22 protein-coding genes, 3 tRNA genes and 1 pseudogene are annotated in these 23,034 nt (G+C 60.6%); 17 read left to right on the plus strand and 9 right to left on the minus strand.

Translation table 11 applies throughout. From position 1 onward, the window contains the following. Positions 1–293: 293 nt before the first annotated feature. Complete coding sequence (locus ACQ5BM_RS24825) at positions 294–1,481, minus strand: GGDEF domain-containing protein (protein WP_429817135.1); 1,188 nt, start codon at positions 1,479–1,481, stop codon at positions 294–296. A gap of 246 nt (positions 1,482–1,727) precedes the next feature. Between ACQ5BM_RS24825 and ACQ5BM_RS24830 the strand changes: the two genes are divergently transcribed. The 4 genes from ACQ5BM_RS24830 to ACQ5BM_RS24845 all read left to right on the plus strand — a co-directional run bounded on the left by ACQ5BM_RS24830 (position 1,728) and on the right by ACQ5BM_RS24845 (position 3,270). After that, a tRNA-Pro gene (locus ACQ5BM_RS24830) sits at positions 1,728–1,804 on the plus strand. Positions 1,805–2,158: 354 nt separating this feature from the next. Beyond that, the gene (locus ACQ5BM_RS24835; RefSeq protein WP_429817138.1) at positions 2,159–2,440 is read left to right on the plus strand and encodes a hypothetical protein; all 282 of its coding nucleotides are present in this window, start codon (positions 2,159–2,161) and stop codon (positions 2,438–2,440) included. 411 nt (positions 2,441–2,851) lie between these two features. Continuing rightward, positions 2,852–3,157, plus strand: coding sequence for an ETC complex I subunit (locus ACQ5BM_RS24840; protein WP_429817215.1), 306 nt, complete (start codon positions 2,852–2,854; stop codon positions 3,155–3,157). 36 nt (positions 3,158–3,193) lie between these two features. Beyond that, positions 3,194–3,270 (plus strand) — tRNA-Arg (locus ACQ5BM_RS24845). Between the two features lie 147 nt (positions 3,271–3,417). Here the strand turns inward: ACQ5BM_RS24845 and ACQ5BM_RS24850 are convergent. Together ACQ5BM_RS24850 and ACQ5BM_RS24855 are read right to left on the minus strand one after the other, a co-directional pair. Next, on the minus strand, positions 3,418–4,092 hold the full coding sequence (locus tag ACQ5BM_RS24850; RefSeq protein ID WP_429817141.1) for a hypothetical protein: 675 nt from the start codon (positions 4,090–4,092) through the stop codon (positions 3,418–3,420). 619 nt (positions 4,093–4,711) lie between these two features. Beyond that, the gene (locus ACQ5BM_RS24855; protein WP_429817145.1) at positions 4,712–5,524 is read right to left on the minus strand and encodes an alpha/beta hydrolase; all 813 of its coding nucleotides are present in this window, start codon (positions 5,522–5,524) and stop codon (positions 4,712–4,714) included. Positions 5,525–5,942: 418 nt separating this feature from the next. Here ACQ5BM_RS24855 and ACQ5BM_RS24860 point away from each other — a divergent pair, with 418 nt between their 5' ends. Next, positions 5,943–6,923 (plus strand): GlxA family transcriptional regulator, encoded by a 981-nt coding sequence (locus ACQ5BM_RS24860; protein WP_429817148.1) that lies wholly within the window; start codon positions 5,943–5,945, stop codon positions 6,921–6,923. 142 nt (positions 6,924–7,065) lie between these two features. On the opposite strand, the gene ACQ5BM_RS24865 is transcribed toward ACQ5BM_RS24860, so the two are convergent. The 3 genes from ACQ5BM_RS24865 to ACQ5BM_RS24875 form a co-directional block, all read right to left on the minus strand. Then, positions 7,066–7,329, minus strand: coding sequence for a hypothetical protein (locus tag ACQ5BM_RS24865; protein WP_429817151.1), 264 nt, complete (start codon positions 7,327–7,329; stop codon positions 7,066–7,068). Between the two features lie 415 nt (positions 7,330–7,744). Beyond that, on the minus strand, positions 7,745–7,999 hold the full coding sequence (locus tag ACQ5BM_RS24870; RefSeq protein ID WP_429817154.1) for a YMGG-like glycine zipper-containing protein: 255 nt from the start codon (positions 7,997–7,999) through the stop codon (positions 7,745–7,747). A gap of 173 nt (positions 8,000–8,172) precedes the next feature. After that, a complete protein-coding gene (locus tag ACQ5BM_RS24875) occupies positions 8,173–8,418 on the minus strand; it encodes a hypothetical protein (RefSeq protein WP_429817157.1) in 246 nt (81 codons plus the stop codon). Positions 8,419–8,611: 193 nt separating this feature from the next. Between ACQ5BM_RS24875 and ACQ5BM_RS24880 the strand changes: the two genes are divergently transcribed. Further along, positions 8,612–8,947, plus strand: coding sequence for a hypothetical protein (locus ACQ5BM_RS24880; protein ID WP_429817160.1), 336 nt, complete (start codon positions 8,612–8,614; stop codon positions 8,945–8,947). Between the two features lie 198 nt (positions 8,948–9,145). Here the strand turns inward: ACQ5BM_RS24880 and ACQ5BM_RS24885 are convergent. After that, positions 9,146–9,221, minus strand: a tRNA-Lys gene (locus tag ACQ5BM_RS24885). A gap of 191 nt (positions 9,222–9,412) precedes the next feature. Here ACQ5BM_RS24885 and ACQ5BM_RS24890 point away from each other — a divergent pair. After that, positions 9,413–10,159, plus strand: a complete 747-nt coding sequence (locus ACQ5BM_RS24890; RefSeq protein ID WP_429817218.1) for a cytochrome c biogenesis CcdA family protein — start codon at positions 9,413–9,415, stop codon at positions 10,157–10,159. A 214-nt stretch (positions 10,160–10,373) separates the two neighbouring features. Beyond that, positions 10,374–11,336, plus strand: coding sequence for an AEC family transporter (locus tag ACQ5BM_RS24895; RefSeq protein WP_429817163.1), 963 nt, complete (start codon positions 10,374–10,376; stop codon positions 11,334–11,336). Here ACQ5BM_RS24895 and ACQ5BM_RS24900 read toward each other — a convergent pair. Beyond that, positions 11,304–12,515, minus strand: a complete 1,212-nt coding sequence (locus tag ACQ5BM_RS24900) for a UbiH/UbiF family hydroxylase (RefSeq protein WP_429817166.1) — start codon at positions 12,513–12,515, stop codon at positions 11,304–11,306. The genes ACQ5BM_RS24895 and ACQ5BM_RS24900 overlap by 33 nt on opposite strands. A 276-nt stretch (positions 12,516–12,791) precedes the next feature. On the opposite strand from ACQ5BM_RS24900, the gene pcsA reads away from it, so the two are divergent. From pcsA to ACQ5BM_RS24945, 9 genes are all read left to right on the plus strand, one after another. Next, the gene (gene pcsA / locus ACQ5BM_RS24905) at positions 12,792–13,517 is read left to right on the plus strand and encodes a phosphatidylcholine synthase (RefSeq protein ID WP_429817169.1); all 726 of its coding nucleotides are present in this window, start codon (positions 12,792–12,794) and stop codon (positions 13,515–13,517) included. A gap of 9 nt (positions 13,518–13,526) precedes the next feature. Continuing rightward, a complete protein-coding gene (locus ACQ5BM_RS24910) occupies positions 13,527–14,504 on the plus strand; it encodes a quinone oxidoreductase family protein (RefSeq protein ID WP_429817172.1) in 978 nt (325 codons plus the stop codon). A gap of 48 nt (positions 14,505–14,552) precedes the next feature. Next, positions 14,553–16,127 carry an ABC transporter ATP-binding protein gene (locus ACQ5BM_RS24915; protein WP_429817174.1) on the plus strand — a complete coding sequence of 525 codons (1,575 nt, stop codon included), beginning with the start codon at positions 14,553–14,555 and terminating at the stop codon, positions 16,125–16,127. Then, entirely contained in the window at positions 16,117–17,211 is a 1,095-nt protein-coding gene (locus ACQ5BM_RS24920) for an ABC transporter permease (protein ID WP_429817176.1), read from the plus strand. Before ACQ5BM_RS24915 ends, ACQ5BM_RS24920 begins: the two co-directional genes overlap by 11 nt. Then, entirely contained in the window at positions 17,211–18,131 is a 921-nt protein-coding gene (locus ACQ5BM_RS24925) for an ABC transporter permease (RefSeq protein WP_429817179.1), read from the plus strand. The genes ACQ5BM_RS24920 and ACQ5BM_RS24925 overlap by 1 nt, the downstream gene beginning before the upstream one ends. Before the next feature lie 49 nt (positions 18,132–18,180). Further along, complete coding sequence (locus ACQ5BM_RS24930) at positions 18,181–19,251, plus strand: BMP family ABC transporter substrate-binding protein (protein ID WP_429817182.1); 1,071 nt, start codon at positions 18,181–18,183, stop codon at positions 19,249–19,251. Between the two features lie 256 nt (positions 19,252–19,507). Continuing rightward, entirely contained in the window at positions 19,508–20,251 is a 744-nt protein-coding gene (locus tag ACQ5BM_RS24935) for a FadR/GntR family transcriptional regulator (protein ID WP_429817185.1), read from the plus strand. A gap of 166 nt (positions 20,252–20,417) precedes the next feature. Then, complete coding sequence (locus ACQ5BM_RS24940; RefSeq protein ID WP_429817188.1) at positions 20,418–21,710, plus strand: hemolysin family protein; 1,293 nt, start codon at positions 20,418–20,420, stop codon at positions 21,708–21,710. Between the two features lie 237 nt (positions 21,711–21,947). Next, positions 21,948–22,896, plus strand: a protein-coding gene (locus tag ACQ5BM_RS24945) for an IS630 family transposase (protein ID WP_429817191.1) whose coding sequence is annotated in 2 segments (ribosomal slippage) — positions 21,948–22,283 and positions 22,285–22,896 — 948 coding nt in all. Because the reading frame shifts where the segments join, the coding sequence is not laid out codon by codon here. 6 nt (positions 22,897–22,902) lie between these two features. On the opposite strand, the pseudogene ACQ5BM_RS24950 reads toward ACQ5BM_RS24945, so the two are convergent. Next, a pseudogene (locus ACQ5BM_RS24950) lies at positions 22,903–23,034 on the minus strand (IS481 family transposase); the annotation flags it as partial.

Below are 23,034 nucleotides of genomic sequence, written 5' to 3' on the forward strand. Positions count from 1 at the left end.
GTGCGGGGTGAAACTAGCGAGACCGGATTTTACAAAGGCAAAGCCAAACTCCAGGAGAGACAGCACGATGGCAGCTGCATATCCGTTCTATACGACGGTGCCTGCAGCGCAAAGTGTGGCGTCGCGATGCGCTCGCGCGATGGTGGCTTTTGCTCGGCATAGGTGAAAATTGGCCACAGGCAATTTCTCTCAATAGGAGTAAAATGAGGCATTACTACACCTCCAGCCTGGGCGGCCCCCCTCCGTATAGGATGGCCGCTTCCTTTTTTGGGGCTCGCCCGTCCGCCTCGGCCTCACCCGGTGCGACTGAGGCTACGTTTCATTGGCTTCGAGCCGCTTGCGGCCGCTGAAGAAAATGACGTGACGCGGTTGCGGCCGCTGCGCTTGGCTTCGTAGAGCGCTGCATCCGCCCTGTTGAACAAATCTTCCCACGTACCCTCGTCACCGCCGGCAAAGGCCAGTCCCATGCTGACACTGAGCGCGATGCACTGGTCGTTCCTTTTCACTACGAGCTCTTCGACCGCACGACGGAGCCGCTCGGCGATCGCCAGCGCCTGTGCTTCGCTCGTCTGCGGGAGGTAGAGGCCGAACTCCTCTCCGCCGAGCCGGGCAAAGCAATCGCCCTTTCTGAGATTCTTCCTGATGAGATCGGCAAAGGCGATCAAAGCCTGATCGCCGGCCTGGTGGCCGTGGCGATCGTTGATGCGCTTGAAGAAATCCAGATCCATGACGACGAGGCAGTCGCCGTGCCAGTTCGATCTGGGCAGTTGCGCGAGAAACCAGCGTCGGTTGCAGGCGCCGGTCAGGGCGTCGGTATCGGCCGAATATCGGAGCTCGGCTTCAGCTCTCTCCTTGACGAGGACCAGAGCGAAAAGGGCGATCGCGAAGTGGCAGATGATCGAGAGGAAAAAGGCGTAGGTGGTGGTAATCGGTATGATGCCGGGCTTCACGAGCCCGATGACCACCGCAAGGCAAAGGTTGGCGCCAACGGCCATGGCCGCCGCAAACAGGGCGCGTACCGGCAGCGGTTCCCTGCGGCGATCAGATATGACGGCAAGGGCGGAGGCGGCCAGGAAGACAAAGGCGGTGGCGTTGAACACGCTGGCGCGGATGTAGTTGACCACATGGAAATGCGTGGCAAGGCCGATTGCTGCGCCCGCGATCGGTATTGAAAGCGCCAGCCAGTCCGTCTTGCGTCGACGGCCGGCGCTCAGGCGGCGCACGCCGATCCAGAACAACGCATAACCGCCAATCCCGAGCGTGAAGCTTGAAAGCGTCCACAGATAGCCCGGCAGCAGCTTCTGTTCGCCGTAGCCGGCAAGCGTCGAAGCGAGAGCCAGGAAGAGGAAACCGCTCGCAAGAATTCCAAGACCTTCGTCGCGCGGCGATTGCCAACGGGCGTAGAGGAAGCAGAACGCACCGACAAGGAACGATGATTTGTGAAGCAGCAGGACGGTGGCGAGATCGAGTTGGGTGTTCATGGGATGATGCTCGGGCGGGCTTGGAACGCTGGCGCGGCGCGGTAGTGCACTGCCTGGCTCTAGCCGCAATGGATTTAGTGATTACTAAGTTCGAATGACAAACCGGCATTTTTGTCCCGCTTCGGGACATTTCTGTCGGCAGCGGACCGTCGCTGGGCCGAAATCCGGTTTTCCTTTAGTGCAGGCATCAACGAAATTTCATGTTGCAGCCCAAGGGCGAACCGTGTATCTCCGGCGCCGTTGGTACGGAGTGTAGCGCAGTCTGGTAGCGCATCTGGTTTGGGACCAGAGGGTCGGGAGTTCGAATCTCTCCACTCCGACCATCTAACTATTTGAAATCACCTATATTTTATCGGTCGTTTCACGCCGCGCAATGCATTGTGGGCGGAAGAGGGCTGTGCGCTCTCGTCCCGTAACTGATGTTACCTCTCCACGTGGCCCGTCCGGCGCACGACGCTTTTGCTCAAACCGGCGCACTCACCGGCCGTATTCGGCGTGCTCCGTTCCCGGGCAGGGAGGAAGGCCCCATGCCTAGGTAGGGGGCGGCCAGGATCAAGCGCGATAGACGGATTGCCGATCTCGAAGAGGGCGGTTCACGTAGTCGTGATCATGAACTGCGGAATAGAAACGTTGGGCGGTGTGTCGCTCGATCGGGGGCAGCAAAAGTGGAGCTTACCATGATGATGCACACCCGAGTTGCCGCAGTCGCGGCCTTGCTGATCGTTTCCGGCGTCGTTGCACACGCGGACGATCATCTTTTCCAAGCGCAGCAGAATGGACTGGCGCCCGGCAGCAGGGCGTCTTCTATGACGCACGCCTTTACGACCAACAAGGCCGGTCACAGTGGTACCCTGGCTCCTGGGCAGGGAAGTCCCTTCACCGGCCATGACACCCAGACGCCGGCCACCGATACCGAGTCCGCCAATGAGCACGCCAACGTAAAGATACGCGTTCCGTAAACCAGAAGGGGACGTGAGACCCATTGGTCAGTGCCGGGACGGGCCAGTTTTAGACCGTTTCGCAAAGTGAAGATGAACAGGCGAGGACATAGGGTGCTCGCCTGTTTCAACATTTCCGCCTTTTAGGGCCGGAGGCGCACAGCCGAATCTCTCGACGTCAGCCATCGTCCAGCGTGAGATCCGTCACTTGTTGCCGTTTCCTTCGATACCGCGCCGGCTGCGTTGCGCGATCACCGCGGTAGCGGATCGCCCGGTCCGCCCGCCGAACGTTTGGCCCGGCCGGATCTCCCGCTGAAAAGCCAAATTTATCCGGCTGAAAGTCATTCCGTTTTAAATCATTCTGCGTTATGGGAAGACGGAATGCTGGCGCCCGTGAATGTTGCCGGCGAAAGTATGGAGCCGTTCGAAACCATGTCCGCAAAGATCTATCGTCCAGCAAAGACCGCCATGCAGTCTGGCAAGGCCAAGACGAATCTGTGGGTGCTGGAGTTTGATCAGGAAAAGCCGCGCACCATCGACCCGATCATGGGTTACACCAGCTCCGGCGACATGAAGCAGCAGCTGCGACTGACTTTCGAAAATGCCGAGCAGGCCATCGCCTATGCGGAGCGCAACGGCATCGAATACCGCGTGATCGCGCCGAAGGAATCAACGCGCAAGAACGTGTCCTATCCGGACAACTTCCGTTTCAACCGGATGCAGCCCTGGACCCACTAAGTCCTCCGGCCGCATTCGACGGGCCTGGCCCGGGACGGCCCCTTAGCTCAGTTGGATAGAGCACCTGCCTTCTAAGCAGGTTGTCGCAGGTTCGAATCCTGCAGGGGTCGCCATCTCCTATAAATCGCCACATCCTCTCGGTGAATCGTCACGCCAATCGGAGCATACGTCAAGTCGACGCGGATTCCGCCGACGAAAATTGACGGGCCAAAGCCTCAGGTTCCAGGGCGGCATTGGCTCGGCGGCGAATACATCCGGGGCTAAATCAATATCGCAAGGATCAAAACCGGTACAACCATCAGAAAGAGCATCAAGAGGCGTCGGCTCCCCCTTCGCTTGATATTCTTAATGGCCGCTTCAGGATCGCGTGCATCAAATTCCCGGCTGGTTAAGTCATCTCGAAAAGCATTGATATGATCGGCAAGCTCTTGTGCTCTCTGAAAGTTGTTTCCGATGATTGGAAAAACAGGGACGTATTTGGCTGCATTCAAGCCGTTGGGCTTGGTGAGATCACCTTTTGCTGCCATTGCCCACTCTTCTTCCAGCGTGAAAAAGGCGAGCCACGTGCCACGGCCGGATTGGAAAACAGTAGCCTTACCTAGTTCGCCCAGATTCAAGATCAATGATCGGCCGAGAATGCCCACGAAAATAAGATGGTTACTGCCAAGCTTGAGGCGTGGATACCCGAGTGTCGGCCCCAATATCAGGGCTACACCGCCGCAAACGAGAAAAGCTCCGAGGGCCAGTACGAGCAGACTAAGAACATATTCCCTTATCGTTGAAGACGCTGGCAGCCAGAGGTATGCGCCGATCAAGACTATTCCGAGACCGATATTGACGATACGAAGAAGGAGGTTTCGCAGGGATAGTTTTGCATGACAGAGCAGCTTTACTCTATCGTTTTCCGAGGAAGTGCGCCCGGTATTAGTGCTCACCGATAACCTTTCCACTTGTTAAACGTCGCTTCGGCCCTCCCGCCTATCGCGCCGCGTTTCCCTCCATAGTTGCAATCATGCCGTGGCCCGACGATTTAGTCCAGCTAACTTCGAGGGCGTGGAGCCCACACCCATTCGTCGATTTGAGGGCGGTGAGCTGAGGTCTCCTTCCCACACCCGTCTGCGACGGTGGCGAACGTGAAGAATTGACCCCAAGGCGGGCAGCGGCTGAAAGCTGCGTAGCGCCGTTCAGGCCCCACTCAGGCCGTTTCGCGCGATGATCAAGCGCCGACAAAAATACGGTCGAGGCAAACGCAGATCGAACGAACGCTGTGTCCAGGCCGGGAGCCGAGAAACCTAGAGACAACAATATACACCGACGGCCGAATCTGAGCGGAGTCCCCCGAAGGTGCAAATTGTCCGTTTCAGCGACTCTGAAGCGATCTGACAAACGTCGTCGCGACTCCGAGGGGACACGACGACGAATCCGAGCGGCCAATTTTATTGTGATTTTACAAGGGTTCGGAATCCGACCAGATGTGTCGGCGTATAATCTCCTAATTGTCTGTTTTTTCAATGCAAATCCGAGAGTCCAGCCTTCTCGTTGGGCGGGGATAGCCTAGGTCGCATCCGGTTTCAGCGCCTCCACGAAGTGGATCACTTCGCTCACCGTCTTGTCGTTCCAGATGTCGTTGTGACCCGAGCGCTCGTCGACCAGCATCTGCTTGGGTTCAGCAGCGATCCGATAGAGCGCCTCGCCCGACGACAGCGGAATGCTGTCGTCCAACCGTCCGTGAATAAAGAGCTTTGGCTGTTTCACCGCCGCTATTTTGAGGTCGGAGCGGAAGGAATCCTTGATGAGAAGCGAGACAGGAAGGAATGAGTAGCGCGCCTGGGCGACCGACTGAACCGACAGATATGGAGAGACAAGGATCATGCCGGTTGCTGGTCTTTGTGTCGCCGTGTTCACGGCGACGCCGGTGCCAAGCGAGCGGCCGAGTACGACGATGCCCCCTTTAATGCGGGGCGCCAGCCAGTCAAAAGCCGCGATGCCGTCCGTCAGCAGACCGTCCTCGCTTGGTGAACCGGTCGATCCCGGATAGCCGCGATAGGATATCGCGAGCAGCCCAATGCCCCGCGCGGCCAAGGCCTGTGCGAGAAAGCGGTAGTTGTCGACCCGATCGCCATTCCCGAAAAAGAGCAGCACACCCGGCTTGTCGGTGTTGCCTTGGCTGTAAAGCCCGTGCAGCGTCTCGCCATCCGGCGTTTTGACGGAGACATTCTCGCCCCAACTCGCTTGCTCCGGCGCTGCGATGTCTTCGGCCCCGGGATAGAGAAGCGTGCGCTGAGATAGATAAATGAAGCCCAGAAGCAGAAGATAGATAAAAACCGCAGATAGCGGCAAGATCAGCAAAAGTCTTGGGATGTTCATGACGTCATGTCCGGCCGCAGAGAGAGGAAGGGCGACGGCAAATGTACTGCGATTTCAGCGGGATTGCGAACCGACTGGAAAAACGTGCGGAAATTCTCACTAATGTCCGGCCGAAATTGTAAGGGACGGACGTCCTGTCCTATCACTTGCCGATCGTCGATCTCAAACAAGCTGGATCGAGGTCTCCGATGTTGAATGCGGCCAGGACGGACTCGGCGTTCCCCTACGGCGTTTGCTCTTCCGCATAAAAAAACGGGCCGGTGGATGGCTCCGACCGGCCCGTTCCGGCAAAGGCGGAAAGGGGAACGTCTCTGCGCGGGGCTGCAGCGCCGCGCGTAGGGAGATCGATACGGTCTGATAATGCCCGAACGTCATTTCCGGAATTGACATTTATCGCTCAAAATTTGACATTTCCCGCATGCCTTCCGATGGACGTCCACAATCTGTGATCGAAGTTTCCGTCGTCATCCTGCCCGAGTCGTCGATCATGTCGCTTGCCTCGGTGCTGGATCCGATGCGGGCCGCCAACCGCATCTCTGGACGCGACGTGTTTCGCTGGCGGCTGCTTTCGGCTGACGGGAAACCGGTGACATTGACCTGCGGGGTGCCGATCGTGGTCGACGGCAAGTTCGCCCAGCCACTTGCCGGCGATGCATTGCTGGTGATCGGGGGCTTCAACCTCGATCGGCATGTCGGCAAGAAATTCATCGGAATCCTGCAGGAGTCCTCCCGGCATTTCGATATCATCGCCGGCATCGAATCAGGCTGCTGGCTACTCGGACGAACCGGCCTGCTCAATGGTCGCAGGGCGACCGCCCATTGGGAAGAACTCGAGGATTTCAGCCAGGCCTTTCCGGCCTTGACCGTGCTTGGTGATCGCTTCGTCGCCGATGGAAAGTTCTGGACGTCAGGCGGTGCCTCGCCGACCTTCGACATGATGCTGCACTGGATCACGCAAAGGCTGGGTTCGGCGCTGGCCCTCGATGTCGCCAGCATTTTCGTCTATGACCAGACGCACAGCGCCACCGATGTCCAGCCATTCGTTTCGCTCGGGCGGATCGAAACGCGCGATCCGGAACTCGCAGACGCGATTCGGCTGATGGAGCGCACGCTCGAGCGCCCGTTGACGATCGCAGCTTTGACGAAGCGGCTGTCGATTTCGCAGCGCAAGCTGGAGTTGCTTTTTGCGCGCGGGCTGTCGACCAGCCCCGGCGCCTACTATCTTCGGCTCCGCCTCCAGGTCGCGCACCGTCTGGTGCGCGATTCCGGCAGCCCTATCCGCGAGATCGCGATTCGTTGCGGCTTCGATAGCCTCTCCGCCTTTTCCCGCGCCTACAGCCGCGAATATGGCATGAGCCCACTGAAGATGCGTGCGGCGCGGAGGGTGGCTGCGGCGTAGCGGATTTGCTGAGCGGGTGAATGCCGCCTGCAGCGCTGTGCGTGTTCGGGCGTGCAAAGGTCGCTGGAGCGCTTCCCTTTAGCCGGCTGCGATCAGAGGAGAGATGCGGCCGCGCCAATCAATCTACAGGTCAGGATTGGAGCTAGTGAACGGTCTGTGGCGGCTCGTCGGTAAATGCCTGGATACCATCTCGCTGGACGGTCGCAATGAATTCCTCAAAGGCTTCTCGATCGGTGGGGAAGGGCTCCTCCCACGTGGTGGAGAAACCTTCCTCATCGATCACCTCGAGTACCCAATCGAGATTCGTGCCCGCCGGCCGATAAATCCGCAATTCGACGATGACGCCATCGTCACTGAATTGGCCGGAAAAATCCGAGTATTCGTAGGTCTGCTCTTCGTCAGTCATGTCAGCAGTGTAACACGCTTGATAAAGGACGTCTCATGCTGTTCGGCCGTTATCGCTGTACCGGCGTGCAACGATGCGCGCCGTTGCTGGCACTCTTGCTCTCGTCCTTCTACGGCGCCGCGCGTGTGATCAGCCGCGCAAAGGTCGCTGTAGCACTTTGAATCCTTTAATCGGCTACGATTAAAGGAAACATGCATTAGCGGTATGTTCCGCCTGGATAGCGGCTTGTCTACGACGAAAGGCTGCCGAGATGCTGGTGTCGGAATGGCTGGGCACCACCATCCGTAAATCGGACGCCGACCGCCAGGCGAGCGACGTGTGGCGGCCAGGTTGTTTGCCATCGCAAGGGTTTCTTGCCAGGTTCGAAGTCACGCGCCTTGCAGGAAAGACGCCGTTCGCTTCGGGAAGGCGGCTGTTATCGGCAGCGCGCTTCGTATCGGCGGCCATAGCGATCGCGATAGATGCAATAGCCTTCGCGCTCGCGGGAGCGACCGATGAGGTTGCCCATGATGCCACCGGCCACGGCGCCGATCGCCGCGCCGCCCCAACTGTCACTCACGACGCCTCCGATGATGGCGCCCGTGCCGGCGCCGATGGCGGTTCCTTTTTCGGTCTGCGTGCAGGAAGCAAGCGTACCAACCATTCCAATCGCAATGATAAGCTTTTTCATGCTTTTCACCCTTTGCTACAAATCAACCCGGGAGTTCACCGCTCTGCATCCTTAGCGTGAGGTGCAGCATCTACGCAACGCGCGCAATTGTCGATAGGGGTGATGCCAGGGGAGCAAGGGGATCGCAGGCATTCACGGCAATCGGGCAACCGCAGCTCCGGCGGTCGATCTCGTCAACCGGTTGCAGACGTTGCGGAGCGGGGGCGGTCATAGCCAGCAGCTTTGCCCGTGACGGCCAACGATCGGTCCATAACGTAGCCGATCATAAGCGCGCGGAAGCTGACAGTGAGCGTTAGGCCGCTTGCGGTGTCCGAGTGATCGGCAGCGCCGAGCGCGGCCAGCGCCTGCCTTACCGCCCACAGCACCCCGAGCCGGTTCGGTCGATTTTCCGACAAGGCCCGCTTCAGATCTTTTCCCATGTCGTTGTCCCTAGGGGGCCAAGAAGGGAACCGTCGGCCCGATGGGAACGTTCCGGAATAGTAAGCCGGCATCGCACGGCACCGCCCATAGGGGCGGCGCCAGCGGTGCCAGGCTACCGGCCGTGCGGCTCCCGCATTCATCGGAGGTTCAGGCTGAGTAGCCCAAAATAATTACAAGATAGGAGGAATTACGATGAAAAAGCTCTTATCCGCCTTCGCAGCGATTGGTTTGGCTGCGTCTTTCGCCGTGCCGCTGAGCGCCGCTCCGATTTTCGTGCCAAAACCCGCGCAAGTACAGGCTGGGACTGTCGAACAGGTGAGTCACCGGAGTCACCATCATTGGCGCGCGGAACACCGGTGGCATCATCGTTGGGATAGGCGATACGCTTGGCGTTCTTGTCACTATTACGGCAGGTGCTATCCGCGGCATTACGGGTACTACAACGGCTATCGTGACCGCGGGTACTATGGCTACTATGATCCGTACCGCTACCGTCGATCTGGCGTCTCCGTCTATCTCGATTTCTAGCGGCGATTGGCGCCTGAATCAGCGGGCTGCTTGAGTCCCCGGCAGGCGTCTCCGGCTGCTCGAGCGTTAGCGGTAATGTCCAACCGCTCGATTTTTGCAGATCGGGAAGCGATGCTTTGTTTTTGGCGGATGCCGACCGTGGCGGATCCGCCAAACTAGGACAGACGCTTGGTTTATTGCTGTGCTATTGAAAATCCGTGGTGAGCGCGCAGGGATTCGAACCCTGGACCTACTGATTAAAAGTCAGTTGCTCTACCGGCTGAGCTACGCGCTCCCTGGCCGCGGCCGTGAAGCCCGGCGGAAGTGGGCGGACATATGCACGCGTGTTTCCTGTCGGTCAACCTAAAAATTGCGGGTTTTGCGAAGAAACCGTGCATGGCGCGATGATCGCCAAAAGGTGATTGGTATCATCGTGATCCTGCGGCTAAGGAATGGCCCAAATGCCGCATGCCGGAGTTCTTGCCGTTGTCGATCGCCGATATTTCCATCTGGACCGCCATTCTTGCCGGCGCCCTGTCGTTCCTTTCCCCCTGCGTTCTGCCACTGGTGCCGCCCTATCTTTGTTACATGGCCGGCATTTCGGTCGATCAATTCCGAGGCGGTGATGCGGCAACGATTGGCAGCACCCGGCGCGCGGTCCTGCCGGCGGCGCTCTTGTTCACGCTCGGCTTCGCAACCGTCTTCGTGGCGCTTGGGGCAGGGGCCTCGTCGATCGGCATGCTGCTCCGACAGCACATGGATCTGCTGTCGCGCATCGGCGGCGTGATCATCATCGTCATGGGCTTGCATTTCCTTGGCGTGTTCAAGATCGGGTTGCTTGCGCGCGAGGCGCGCTTCCAGGGCGGCGGCAAGCCGGCGACGCTCTCTGGCGCCTATATCATGGGGCTTGCCTTCGCCTTCGGCTGGACGCCGTGCATTGGTCCTGTGCTCGGCACGATCCTCGGCGTCGCCGCTGCACGCGACACTGTGTCCGACGGCGCCATGCTGCTTGCCGTCTATTCGCTCGGACTTGCCGTTCCGTTCTGGATCGCAGCCGGTTTCTCCGGCGCCTTCATGCGCTTCCTGTTCCGCTTCCGCCGCCATCTCGGCCTGGTCGAGAAGCTGATGGGCGGGCTCCTCGTGCTTGCCGGCCTTGCATTCCTCTTCGGATTCATCAGTTCGATGGCCATCTGGTTCCAGCAGACCTTCCCGATCCTGATGAAAATCGGCTAGGGCATTCCCTCGTATTTCGGAATCACTTTTCGCTGGGGCCGGCCTAATCGCCAGGTCGATTTCCGGGCTAGAGCATCCCGTTTTCAAGTGGAACCACTTGCAGCGGAAAGATGCTCTGGAAACAAAGTGCTAGAGCGACCTTATGCATTCATTTGAATGAAGGCGCGTGAAGGCCTGGCGCTGGCGCGCGGAAGTGAAAGATGCGGGGGGAAAGATGACGGAAATCGCGGGGCTGGTACTGCCGTTCTTCGGCCTGATCTTTCTCGGTTATCTGACGGCGCGCTTCGTCCATCATCCGGGCGAGGCGATGGGTTGGCTCAACACCTTCATCATTTACCTTGCTCTGCCGGCGCTGTTCTTCAAGCTGGTGTCGCGCACGCCGATCGAACAGTTGGCGCGCGCCGATTTCATCCTGACGACCGTCGGCGCGACCTACATCGTTTTTTCGCTGATTTTCCTCATCGGCGTCCACGTGCGGCGCAACTCTATTGCCGAGGCGACGATCCAGGGCTTTGGCGCGGCCTACGGCAATATCGGCTATATGGGGCCTGGACTGGCGCTTCTTGCTCTCGGTGACGCGGCCGCGGTGCCGGTGGCGCTGATCTTCAGTTTCGAGAATGCGGCGCACTTTGCCGTCGCGCCGGCGATGATGGCGATATCAGGAGGCCGGCAGGAAAAGCCGCTGGCGCTCGCCGCAAGCGTCGCACGTAAGATCATCCTGCATCCGTTCATCCTTGCGACGCTCGCAGGCGTCGTCGCCGCCTTCTTCGCGGTGCAGCCGCCGGTGCCGGTTCAGCGGCTCATCGATTATCTCGCCCAGTGCGCGGCACCGTGCGCACTCTTTGCCATGGGCGTGACGCTGGCGCTGCGCCCGATCAAGCGCATTCCCGTCGAGATCGGCTACATCGTTCCGGCGAAGCTGCTGTTGCACCCGCTGGTCATGTTCACGGCCATGAGCCTGACGGGGAACTACGACCCGATCTGGGTGCAGACGGCAGTGTTGCTTGCCGCGCTGCCGACGGCAACGAACGTCTTCGTCATCGGCCACCAATACGGTGTGTGGCAGGAGCGGGCCTCGGCGACGATCCTCATCACCACGACGCTTTCGGTCGCGACCGTCACCGGCCTGCTTTATCTCATCCGCTCAGGCGCTCTTCCGCCCGATCTTTTCCCGTAAGCTATCCTTGAAGGCGTGAAGCGCGCTGCCGGGGTGAACGCCTTCGCGCATCAGGAGGCTGCGAAGCGGCCCGACGGCGGAAAGCACATGCAGTCCAAGCGCGCGCAGCGCCTGCACCGGCAGGAAGCCCGAAAGCAGCGAGCGATTGAGAAGATCGACGCTCGCAGTGCGGCTGACAATGTCCAGCCGGCGGCGACTGTCGAAGCGGTCGCCGATATCGTCGGCAAGCGTCTCTCCCTTCGATGCACCGACGAGATCGACGAGCGTCATCACGTCCCGCAGGCTGAGATTGAGCCCCTGAGCCCCGATCGGCGGAAAGGCGTGCGCCGCTTCGCCGAGAAGGACGACGCGGCCTTTGCCGAAGCGTTGTGCCGTCATGCCGGAAAGGGGGAAGGATTGTGGCGCGCCCTCCACCGTTACCTTGCCGAGAATCGATTGCATCCGGTCCTCGACCGCGCGGGAGAGTGCGGGAAGGTCGAGCGTCAACGTCTGCGCAGCATCGTCGGGCTTGCGCACCCACACGAGGCTGGAGCGATTGCCGGGCAGGGGAACCTGGGTGAAGGGGCCGCTTTCGGTGTGGAACTCGGTCGAGATGTTCTGGTGTGGCAGTTCGTGCGCGAAGTTCAAAACGACCGCTGTCTGCGGGTAGGACCAGGTGCTGACGGAGATCTTCGCCGCTTCGCGCACCGGTGAGCGACGACCATCGGCACCGACGAGGAGATGGGCGCTGCATTGGCTGCCGTTCGCCAGGTCGATGGTTGCGACAGTGTCCGAAAGGTCGAAGCCGATTGCGGAGGCGGTGATGCGCGTCAGCGTCGGGCTCTCTTCGGCCCGCTGGCGGAGAATGTCGATGAACGGCGCGTTCGGGATGTTGTAGCCGAAGGCGTCGAGCCCAACTTCCGAGGCGCGGAAATTGACCGGCGGCGCCCGCAGCAGCCGGTTGGTTCCGTCGAGAATGCGCATGGTCGCGAGCGGCGCGGTCAGCGGCTCGACCTTTTCCCATAGGTTGAGCTTCTTGAGATACTCGATCGATTGGTCCATCAGCGCGGTGGTGCGCCCGTCGGCGACCGCCGGCTCGGGACCGATCAGGGCGACGCGGTAACCGGCGTCGGAGAGCGCGATGGCCGCGAGCGATCCCGCGAGGCCTGCACCGATAATGGCGATGTCATAGTGATCCATGATGCAACCAAACCCTTTTGCACACGCTGTGAGGCGTCTTGGTCCAACCTCGATCATACCTCTAGTCGCGGGCGAGAGCGAAATAAATGGGTAGAATCAGCGCAGAAGCAATTTGCAAGTGTCCACAGAACAATGTGGCAAGCGGAAGCTGAGAACCTTGAATTTTAGTGGCGATGCGTTGCAAAGGGTGCATATTACCGGCAATGCGCCGCAAAGCGGTTGAGGCGGGTGTGAGGCCCGTACGGGGAAAACAGTAGGGGTGGGCGGCGTCCGCAGATGAAGTTTTTTAACTACAGACGAGTTCCCTACGCCGAGATCCGCGCCTTTTCCGTGCATATCTTGACTGCCTCGGGGTCGTTTCTCGCCTTCCTCGGCGTCGTCGCCGCCGCCGAGCATCGCTTCGTCGACATGTTCTGGTGGCTGGGTCTTGCGCTGCTCGTCGATGGCATCGATGGCCCGATCGCCCGCAAGGTTCGCGTCAAGGAAGTGCTGCCCAACTGGTCGGGCGACACGCTCGACAATGTCATCGACTACGTGACCTATGTGCTGCTGCCGGCCTTTGCGCTCTATCAGAGCGGCATGATCGGCGAGCCCTGGTCCTTCGTCGCGGCAGGCGCGATCGTCGTTTCGAGCGCGATCTACTATGCCGACATGGGCATGAAGACGGACGAGTATTTCTTTTCGGGCTTCCCCGTCGTCTGGAACATGATCGTGTTCACGCTGTTCGTCATTCAGGCAAGCGAAGTGACGGCGTCGATCGTGGTCTTCGTCTCGGTGGTCCTGACTTTCCTGCCGATCAATTTCCTCCACCCGGTTCGCGTGCAGCGTTTGCGGCCTCTGAACCTCGGCGTCTTCTTGATCTGGTCGGCACTCGGCGTTTACGCATTGCTCTTGCACTTTGCGACGCCGGCCTGGGTCGTGACCGGCTTCGTCGTGGCAGGCATCTATCTCTACGTGATTGGCTTCGTGCTGCAGATTTTTCCAAGTCTCGGCCGGAAATAGGAGTAGGCAATGGCACAGGCGATAGTGGTACGCGAACTCGGTGGACCGGAGGTCCTGAAACTCGAAGGCGTCACGCTCTCGCCGCCAGGCCCGGGCGAGGTACAGATCCGCCAGGTCGCCGTTGGCCTGAACTTCATCGACGTCTATTTCCGCACCGGCCTCTACAAGTCCGCCTCGGGTCTGCCTTTCGTACCGGGCAAGGAAGGGGCTGGCATCGTCACGGCGGTCGGCGACGGCGTCCATCTCTTCTCCATCGGTGATCGCGTCGCCTATGCATCGGCCGACGGAGCCTATGCCAGCGAACGCAATGTCGATGCCTCGCAACTGGTGAAGGTGCCGGACGGCATCACCCTCGAGACCGCTGCGGCGATGATGCTGAAAGGCATGACGGCCCAATACCTGCTCAACCAGACCTATCAGGTTGGCCCCGGCACGACGATCCTCTTCCATGCCGCCGCAGGCGGCGTCGGTTTGATCGCCGGCCAATGGGCAAAGGCGCTTGGCGCCACCGTGATCGGCACCGCGGGTTCGCAGGACAAGATCGATCTGGCCCTGGCGCATGGCTACGACCACGTGATCAACTACCGCACGGACAACTTCGTCGCGCGGGTGAAGGAACTGACCGATGGCCGGGGCGTCGACGTCGTTTACGATTCCGTCGGGCGCGACACCTATCCGGCGTCGCTGGATTGCCTGAAGCCGCGCGGCTTGTGGGTGAGCTTCGGCAATTCATCCGGCCCGGTGGAGGCTTTCAGCATCGGTATCCTGGCGCAGAAGGGCTCTCTCTTTGCGACGCGTCCGACACTCTTCGGTTACGTTGCCACGCGGCCTGCGCTGGAAGCGTGTGCAAATTCCCTGTTTGATATTGTGCAAAGCAACAAAGTGCGTATCAATATAAATCAGACTTATCCGCTCGCTGATGCAGGGCGGGCGCATACGGATCTCGAGACAAGAAAAACAAGTGGAACAACACTGCTGATTCCGTGATCGAAGCCTTAAGGCGGACGCGGATCAGCAGAGGGGAAAGAGGGCAGCGTGCCTGTTGAGGGAGTAGCGGCGAACGGTCATCTATTGGCTGTGAGCAACTTGACGAAATTGTTTGGCAGCTTCGCGGCCTGCAATGGGATCGATCTGCAGATCAAACAGGGCGAGATCCACGCCCTTCTCGGCGAAAACGGTGCCGGAAAATCGACCCTGGTGAAGATGCTGTTCGGCGTATTGGCGCCGACGGCCGGCGAGATCCTCTGGCAGGGCCAGAGCGTGCGCATCGCCAATCCCGCCGCCGCGCGCAAGCTCGGCATCGGCATGGTTTTCCAGCATTTTTCGCTGTTCGAGGCGCTAACCGTCGCCGAGAACATTGCACTTTCGATGGACGCGAACATCTCGCTGGCAAAGGTGGCGGAGGAAGCTTCACGCCTGTCGCATGCCTACGGTCTGCCGCTCGATCCGAAGGCGCATGTGGCCGATCTTTCCGTGGGCGAGCGCCAGCGCATCGAGATCGTGCGCGCGCTGCTACAGAACCCGCGCCTTATCATCCTGGACGAGCCGACCTCGGTCTTGACGCCGCAGGAGGCCGATCGCCTGTTCGAAACGCTCTACAAGCTGAAGGCGGAGGGACGCTCGGTCCTCTACATCAGCCACCGGCTCGAAGAGGTTCAGCGCATCTGCGACCGCGCGACGGTGCTGCGTCACGGCAAGGTCACCGGCGCCTGCGATCCGAAGACGGAGACGCCGTCATCGCTGGCGCGCATGATGGTCGGAAGCGATGTCGCGGTCGTGACGGCCGAAGGCACCAGCGCCAAGGGCCAGGTGCAACTGGAGGCGCGTCACCTGACGGTTCCCGCGCGCACACCCTTCGCGGTATCGCTGAAGAACATCTGTCTCAAGGTTCATGCCGGCGAGGTGCTGGCGATTGCCGGTGTAGCCGGCAACGGCCAGGGCGAACTCTTCGATGCGCTGTCGGGCGAGTACCCCGTCGCTGATCAAAATGCCGTGCAGATCCGCCAACGACCCGTCGGCAGCAGAAACATCAATGCCCGCCGCCTGATGGGTGCAGGGTTCGTTCCGGAAGAGCGCCACGGCCATGCCGCCGTGTCGGCGCTGCCGCTCTCGGACAATCTCGTGCTTGCCCGCAGCCGCTCGGACGCCAAGGCCCTTCTCGGCGGAGGTTTCCTCAACATCATCCGGCGGGATGCGGTGGCGAGCGCCACGAAGCGCATTTCCGAGGCGATGGACGTGCGCAAGAGCGGCGAAGACCCGCCGGCGGGGTCGCTGTCGGGCGGCAACCTGCAGAAGTTCATCGTCGGCCGTGAACTCGACCGCCAGCCGAGCGTATTGGTCGTCAATCAGCCGACCTGGGGGGTCGATGCCGGGGCTGCCAGCCGCATTCGCCAGGCACTCGTCGATCTCGCCAAAGCAGGATCCGCGGTGCTCGTCATCAGCCAGGATCTCGATGAGATCTTTGAAGTCGCGACGGAGATCGCCGTCATCAGCGATGGCAGGCTCTCCGATCCCTATCCGGCGAAAGAACTCTCGCGTGAAAAGATCGGCCTCCTGATGGGGGGGATGTACGGCAAGACGGAAGGCACGGAGGCCGCACATGCGCATTGAACTGGAAAAGCGCGCCAAGGTCTCGACGCTTTTTTCGATCCTGTCGCCGTTCATCGCCTTCCTGCTGACGATCGTCTTCGGCGGCATCATGTTCGCGCTGCTCGGCAAGAACCCGGTGATGGCGCTCTACAGCTTCTTCGTCGAACCCCTGAGTGAGGTCTGGTCGCTGCACGAACTGGCGATCAAGGCCGCGCCCTTGATCCTGATCGGCGTCGGGCTTTCGGTCTGCTTCCGCTCCAACAACTGGAATATCGGCGCCGAGGGCCAGTTCATCATGGGCGCCATCGCCGGCTCGATCCTGCCGGTGGTCTTCTACGATTGGCAGTCACCGCTGGTGCTGCCGCTGATGATGCTCATGGGCATGCTCGGCGGCGCGCTCTTTGCCGCGATCCCCGCCTTCCTCAAGGCGCATATGAACACCAACGAGATCCTGACGAGCCTGATGCTGGTCTATGTCGCTCAGCTCTTTCTCGACTGGCTGGTGCGCGGTCCCTGGCGCAACCCCGGCGGCATGAACTTTCCGGAGACGCGCACTTTCGCCGTCGATGCGATCCTGCCGGAAATGATCGCTTCTGGACGCACGCACTGGGGCTTCGCTTTTGCCATCATCGCGGCTGTCCTCGTCTGGTTCATGATGCGCTATACGCTGAAGGGATTCGAAATTTCGGTTCTCGGCCAGTCGGAGCGGGCAGGACGCTTTGCCGGTTTCTCGTCGCGCCGCATGATCTGGTTCTCGATGCTGCTGTCGGGCGCCTTTGCCGGGCTCGCCGGCATTTCGGAAGTCAGCGGCGCGATCCAGCAATTGCGCCCGGTCATCTCGCCCGGTTATGGTTTCACCGCCATCATCGTCGCCTTTCTCGGTCGCCTCAATCCGCTTGGCATCGTCGCCGCCGGTCTCGTGCTCGCCTTGACCTATCTCGGCGGCGAGGCGGCGCAGCTTTCGATCGGCGTTTCCGAAAAGGTCACGCGCGTCTTCCAGGGCCTGTTGCTTTTCTTCGTGCTTTCCTGCGACACGCTGATCCACTATCGCATCAAGCTGGTCTTCGACCGGCTGACCGCGACAACCACCGAGGGGAGCCGCTGATGGGTATCGTCGAAGCGATCCTGCTGAGTGTCATCACCGCCGCGACCCCGCTGGTGCTGGCCGCAATCGGCGAACTGGTGACGGAACGGTCCGGCGTGCTCAATCTCGGCGTCGAGGGCATGATGATCATGGGGGCGGTCTCCGCCTTCGCGATCACCCAGATCACCGGTTCGCCCTATCTCGGCATGCTCGCGGGCGTCGCCTGCGGCGCGTTGTTCTCGCAGCTTTTTGCCTTCCTGACCTTGACGCTCGTCGCCAACCAGGTGGCAACGGGCCTGGCGTTGACCCTGCTCGGGATCGGCGTCTCCGGCATGATGGGCGAGACCTTCCTCGGCATGCAGGGCATCAAGCTGCAGCCGATTACGATACCGCTTCTGGCGGATATTCCAGTGATTGGTCCGCTGCTGTTCCGGCAGGACATCATCTTCTACCTATCGATTGCGATTGTCGCGGCCGTAAACTGGTTCCTGTTCAGCAGCCGCGCCGGCCTGAAGCTGCGCGCCGTCGGTGACAGCCACGCCTCCGCGCATGCACTCGGCGTCAACGTTATCCGCACACGCTATCTTGCGGTGATGTTTGGTGGCGCCTGTGCCGGCCTCGCCGGTGCGCAGCTGTCGCTCGTCTACACGCCGCAATGGGTGGAGAACATGTCGGCCGGGCGCGGGTGGATCGCGCTGGCGCTGGTGGTTTTTTCCTCGTGGCGACCCTGGCGGCTGGTGGCGGGCGGCTATCTTTTCGGTGCCGTTTCGATCAGCCAGTTGCATGCGCAGGCCTTTGGCATCGGCATTCCCTCGCAGTTCCTGTCGTCGCTTCCCTATCTCGCGACGATCGTCGTGCTCATCCTCATCTCGCACAACCGGCGCATGACCTTGATCAATACGCCGGCATCGCTCGGCAAACCGTTTGTGCCGGACCGGTGATTTCAAGCCTTTCAGACGGACGTTTCTCAAACCGACAGAGGTCAAGAAAATGAAAAAACTACTGCTCGTCCTCGCAAGCACCGCGGCCGTGATCGGCTTTGCCCCGGCTGCGAGCGCCCAGGAGAAGGCCAAGATCTGCTTCGTTTACGTCGGCTCCAAGACCGATGGCGGCTGGACCCAGGCGCACGATCTCGGCCGCCAGGCGCTGGAAAAGCAGCTCGGCGACAAGATCGAGACCCAGTATCTCGAAAGCGTGCCGGAAGGTCCGGATGCGGAACGTGCGATCGAGCGTCTGGCGCGCTCGGGTTGCGGCCTGATCTTCACGACGTCCTTCGGCTTCATGGATGCGACGATCAAGATTGCGCAGAAATTCCCGGACGTGAAGTTCGAACACGCCACCGGCTACAAGACCGCGCCGAACGTCGCAACCTACAACAGCCGCTTCTATGAAGGCCGCTACATCCAGGGCCAGATCGCCGCGAAGATGTCGCAGAAGGGCGTCGCCGGTTACATCGCGTCCTTCCCGATCCCGGAAGTGGTGATGGGCATCAACTCCTTCATCATCGGTGCGCGCTCGGTCAACCCGGACTTCAAGATCAAGGTCGTCTGGGCAAACACCTGGTTCGACCCCGGCAAGGAAGCTGACGCCGCCAAGGCACTGGTCGACCAAGGCGTCGATATCCTGACGCAGCATACCGATACGACGGCTCCGATGCAGGTTGCCGCCGAACGTGGCATCAAGGCTTTCGGCCAGGCCTCCGACATGATCGCCGCCGGCCCGAACACGCAGCTGACGGCAATCGTCGATACCTGGGGCGCCTACTATATCAAGCGCACGCAGGCCTTCCTCGACGGCAAGTGGGAATCGACCTCGAGCTGGGACGGCCTGAAGGACGGCATCCTGACGATGGCGCCCTATACCAACATGCCTGACGACGTGAAGAAGATGGCCGAGGAAACCGAAGCCAAGATCAAGTCGGGCGAGCTGAAGCCCTTCACCGGCCCGCTGAAGAAGCAGGACGGCAGCGAATGGCTCGCAGCCGGTGCAACGTCTGACGACGGCACGCTGCTCGGCATGAACTTCTACGTCGAAGGCGTCGACGACCAATTGCCGAAGTAAGGGCTCACACCAGTGAAGTTAAGCAAACCCCGCCCTCCGGCGGGGTTTGTCTTTTGAGGATGGGCGAGCAGGCGTAGCGACGATTGGAGAATGTCGCAAACGCTGATTCTGCCTGTCTTTCCGGGGGCTTTCCGGAATCGGTGGATCAAACTACACTCGTTTGCGCAAGTTTGAGGCAAGCGGCCGGCGGTGCTTTGGCACACCGATATCCGCGTGTCGGCAGGAATCAGGCAGGGGAGTGCCTGGAGGAGATGGGTTGAACAGGAGTTTGCTGGAAACCGTTGTGTCCGGCTCGCGCAAACGCACGAGCCACGCGCATGTCGTCGATCAACTTGGAAAGGCGATCATATCCGGCGAGTTCCCCGTGGGCTCGATTCTTCCAGGAGATCCGGAGCTCGCGGCGCGCTTCAAGGTGTCGCGGACGGTTCTTCGCGAGGCGATGAAGACGCTGGCCGCCAAGGGACTGGTCGTGCCCCGCGCTCGCATCGGCACGCGTGTGACGCCGCGCAACGACTGGAACCTGTTCGACAGCGATATCCTGACCTGGCATTTCGAGTGCGGGGTCGATGAGGATTTCCTCTATCACCTTAGCGAAGTGCGTCTCGCATTCGAGCCGCATGCGGCAGCACTCGCCGCGCGAAACGCTTCGGAAGCGGAAATCAGCCGCATGATGCGTCTCGCCGTTGCCATGGGCGAGGAGGGGCATACGGCAGAGAGCCTTGCCGTCGCGGATCTGAAGTTTCACCTCGCGGTCGCCGAGGCCTCTGGAAACCCGTTCATGCGAACGGTCGGCGGGCTGATCGAGGCGGCGCTGGTTGGCGTCTTCAAGCTGAGTTCGCCGACCGCTGAAAGGGGCGGCATAGACGAGGTCGCCCGCAACCATATCCGCATCGTTGAGGAGATCGGCCGGCGTGATGAGGTCGGCGCCCGGCTCGCCATGGAGAATGTCATCAAGATCGGTCGCGAGCGGGTGCGCAGCGCCTTGCATAACAGCGCCTGACCTCGGCCTCTCTGGGATTGTTCAAAATTCCGTCGTCGGCCAGCTTCAATGTTCGCTAGATCGCATCGATTTCAATGCTTGCGCTTGCTCAGATCGTCCGCTGGCCTTATCTGGTGATTGGTCGTTCCCCAGCGGAGCGGCTTTCGTCAACGGTGACCTGGAGACCATGTCCGAGTTTTTTGTCATTTTCGTCCTGCTTTTGATCAACGCATTTTTTGCTCTCTCGGAAATGGCAATCGTCTCGGCAAGCAAGCCCATGCTTCGCCAGATGGCAAAACAGGGAAATCGCCGCGCCGAGGTTGCGCTGAGGCTGGCGGAAGATCCGGGCAAATTCCTGTCCACGGTTCAGGTCGGCATCACGCTGGTCGGTACGCTGGCCGGCGCCTATGGCGGCGCGACCATCGCTGCCAGGATCGCGCCGATCCTCGATGAGATCGCCTGGATCCATCCCTACGGCAACACGGTCGCCGTCGCGCTCGTCGTCACCCTGATCACCTTCCTGTCCGTTGTCATCGGTGAGCTGATCCCAAAGCAACTGGCGCTGAAGAATTCCGAAGCGCTGGCGATGTTCGTTGCAAGGCCGATGCTGCTCCTGTCGCGGATCGCCGCACCGATCGTCTATCTCTTCGAAACGGCCGCATCGGTCGCCATGCGTCTGCTCGGCATGCGCGCGGACGACCCGGACCATGTGACGGAAGAAGAGGTCCAGGCGATCATGGCCGAGGGCGTCGAAAGCGGCGCCATCGAGAAGTCGGAACATGAGATGCTCAGACGAATCATCCGGCTCGGTGACCGCAACGTGAAGTCGATCATGACGCACCGGACGGAGGTGAGCTTCATCGACGTCAACGACAGCCTGGAGATCGTCGGTCGCAAGATCGACCAGTTCGGCCATTCCCGCTATCCGGTGGTCGATGGACCGAGCGGTGACGTGCTTGGCGCGGTCCTGGCGAAGGAAGTTCTGAACGCCCCGGCCTCCGCACCGTTCGACGTGCGCAAATATATCCGGGAGATCCACACTCTGCCGGAAACCGCGTCCTGCCTGAAGGCGCTCGATGCCTTCAAGTCGTCGAGCATCAACATGGCGATGATCGTCGACGAGTACGGAAGCACCGAAGGCATCATCACCATTGCCGATATTCTGGAGGCAATCGTTGGCGTTCTGCCGTCGAACTACGACGACATCGAACACGCGCTGATCCGCCTGCGTGAAGATGGCAGCTATCTCGTCGATGGCCGGACACCGATCGACGAAATCCATCTGACGATCGGAATCGAAGGTATCGACGCCGACGGCAACTTCGAGACGATCGCCGGATTCCTGGTGCAGCAACTGCGCAAGACGCCGGAGGAGGGCGACATTGCCATCGCCCACGGTTACCGTTTCGAAGTGGTCGACATGGACGCACGGCGGATCGACAAGATCCTCGTCAGCCGCAGCGACGAGGCGGCCAACTGAGCCATCCCATGACGTTGTCGAGGGAGCCGGAGACACGTCTGCTTCGGCTCGAGGCGGCAGCGTTGTCTGGACGACCCGGACCTGCCGCGCAAAAGCAAAAGGCCGGGCTGAACCCGACCTTTTTCCAGATCACCGCGGATCCGCTAGAGCGGTTCCGGCTTTGACTGAATCGGAGAGGATTCCGTTTCGGTCCATTTTGTGATTCAAGATGCTGGCTGGAGGGGAGGCCAGCATCTGATGACGCGACCTCTTTCGAATGATCTTCGTGAACGTGTTGTGTGCGCCATTGAGGCCGGCGAAAGCTGCCGATCGGTTGCGGCTCGTTTCGGCATTGCCGTATCGTCGGCGGTGAAGTGGTCTCAGCGCTACCGTTCGAGTGGGTCTGTGGCGCCCGGCAAGATGGGCGGCCACCGCAAGCATCTGCTGGAGCCGCACCGTGCGTTTATCGCGGAGAGGATCAACCAGATGCTGCATTTGTCGCTGCATAGGCTGCAGGAAGAGCTGGCGGCGCGTGGGGTGAAGGTGTCGCACGATACGGTCTGGCGGTTCCTGCGCCGCGAGGGGCTGCGGTTCAAAAAAAACGCTGTTCGCGCTTGAGCAGGCCCGTGCCGATATTGCCCGCCGGCGGCAACGCTGGCGCTCCTGGCAGTCCGGTCTCGATCCGAGACGGCTGGTGTTCATTGACGAAACCTGGATCAAGACCAACATGGCGCCGCTGCGGGGGTGGGGGCCGCGAGGCAAGCGCCTGCGCGGCTTTGCCCCGTACGGCCACTGGCGCACGCTGACCTTTCTCGGCGCTTTGCGCCACGACCGGCTAACCGCGCCTTGCGTCTTCGACGGACCGATCAACGGTCAGTGTTTCCGCGCTTATGTTGAGCAACTGCTCGTGCCCGTGCTCGAACCCGGCGACATCGTCATCATGGACAATCTCGGCTCCCACAAGTCGGCCGCCATCCGGCAGATGATCCAAGCCGCTGGCGCAAGGCTCTGGTATCTACCCCCATACTCGCCCGATCTTAATCCGATCGAGCAAGCCTTCGCCAAAATCAAACACTGGATGCGGGCGGCGCAGAAGCGAACCATCGAGGAGACATGGCAACACCTCGGCAGCCTCGTCTCCTCAGTTCAACCCGACGAATGCAGCAACTACTTCGCCAATGCCGGATATGCTTCCGTCAAAACCTGAAACGCTCTAGTTGTTTAGTCCCGGCATTTGCTGGAGCGGATTGAGGGTGAAACGTTGGGGTTGTGAAGCCCATGCTTTGCAGATGAACTCGTAGGGCGTGAGGCCCTTGAGGGTCTTGAGCCTACGGCCGAAATTGTA

Source organism: Ensifer sp. B1-9 (assembly GCF_050474445.1).
GTDB lineage: Bacteria > Pseudomonadota > Alphaproteobacteria > Rhizobiales > Rhizobiaceae > Ensifer.

Bases quoted from the DNA above. Each gene is read 5' to 3' on its own strand.
- ACQ5BM_RS24910 (WP_429817172.1), top strand. From the start codon at position 13,527: ATGGCACAGGCGATAGTGGTACGCGAACTCGGTGGACCGGAGGTCCTG.
- ACQ5BM_RS24925 (WP_429817179.1), top strand. From the start codon at position 17,211: ATGGGTATCGTCGAAGCGATCCTGCTGAGTGTCATCACCGCCGCGACC.
- ACQ5BM_RS24865 (WP_429817151.1), bottom strand. From the start codon at position 7,329: ATGACTGACGAAGAGCAGACCTACGAATACTCGGATTTTTCCGGCCAA.
- ACQ5BM_RS24900 (WP_429817166.1), bottom strand. From the start codon at position 12,515: ATGGATCACTATGACATCGCCATTATCGGTGCAGGCCTCGCGGGATCG.
- ACQ5BM_RS24920 (WP_429817176.1), top strand. From the start codon at position 16,117: ATGCGCATTGAACTGGAAAAGCGCGCCAAGGTCTCGACGCTTTTTTCG.
- pcsA (WP_429817169.1), top strand. From the start codon at position 12,792: ATGAAGTTTTTTAACTACAGACGAGTTCCCTACGCCGAGATCCGCGCC.
- ACQ5BM_RS24855 (WP_429817145.1), bottom strand. From the start codon at position 5,524: ATGAACATCCCAAGACTTTTGCTGATCTTGCCGCTATCTGCGGTTTTT.
- ACQ5BM_RS24930 (WP_429817182.1), top strand. From the start codon at position 18,181: ATGAAAAAACTACTGCTCGTCCTCGCAAGCACCGCGGCCGTGATCGGC.
- ACQ5BM_RS24875 (WP_429817157.1), bottom strand. From the start codon at position 8,418: ATGGGAAAAGATCTGAAGCGGGCCTTGTCGGAAAATCGACCGAACCGG.
- ACQ5BM_RS24840 (WP_429817215.1), top strand. From the start codon at position 2,852: ATGTCCGCAAAGATCTATCGTCCAGCAAAGACCGCCATGCAGTCTGGC.
- ACQ5BM_RS24870 (WP_429817154.1), bottom strand. From the start codon at position 7,999: ATGAAAAAGCTTATCATTGCGATTGGAATGGTTGGTACGCTTGCTTCC.
- ACQ5BM_RS24940 (WP_429817188.1), top strand. From the start codon at position 20,418: ATGTCCGAGTTTTTTGTCATTTTCGTCCTGCTTTTGATCAACGCATTT.
- ACQ5BM_RS24835 (WP_429817138.1), top strand. From the start codon at position 2,159: ATGATGATGCACACCCGAGTTGCCGCAGTCGCGGCCTTGCTGATCGTT.
- ACQ5BM_RS24860 (WP_429817148.1), top strand. From the start codon at position 5,943: ATGCCTTCCGATGGACGTCCACAATCTGTGATCGAAGTTTCCGTCGTC.
- ACQ5BM_RS24880 (WP_429817160.1), top strand. From the start codon at position 8,612: ATGAAAAAGCTCTTATCCGCCTTCGCAGCGATTGGTTTGGCTGCGTCT.
- ACQ5BM_RS24895 (WP_429817163.1), top strand. From the start codon at position 10,374: ATGACGGAAATCGCGGGGCTGGTACTGCCGTTCTTCGGCCTGATCTTT.
- ACQ5BM_RS24825 (WP_429817135.1), bottom strand. From the start codon at position 1,481: ATGAACACCCAACTCGATCTCGCCACCGTCCTGCTGCTTCACAAATCA.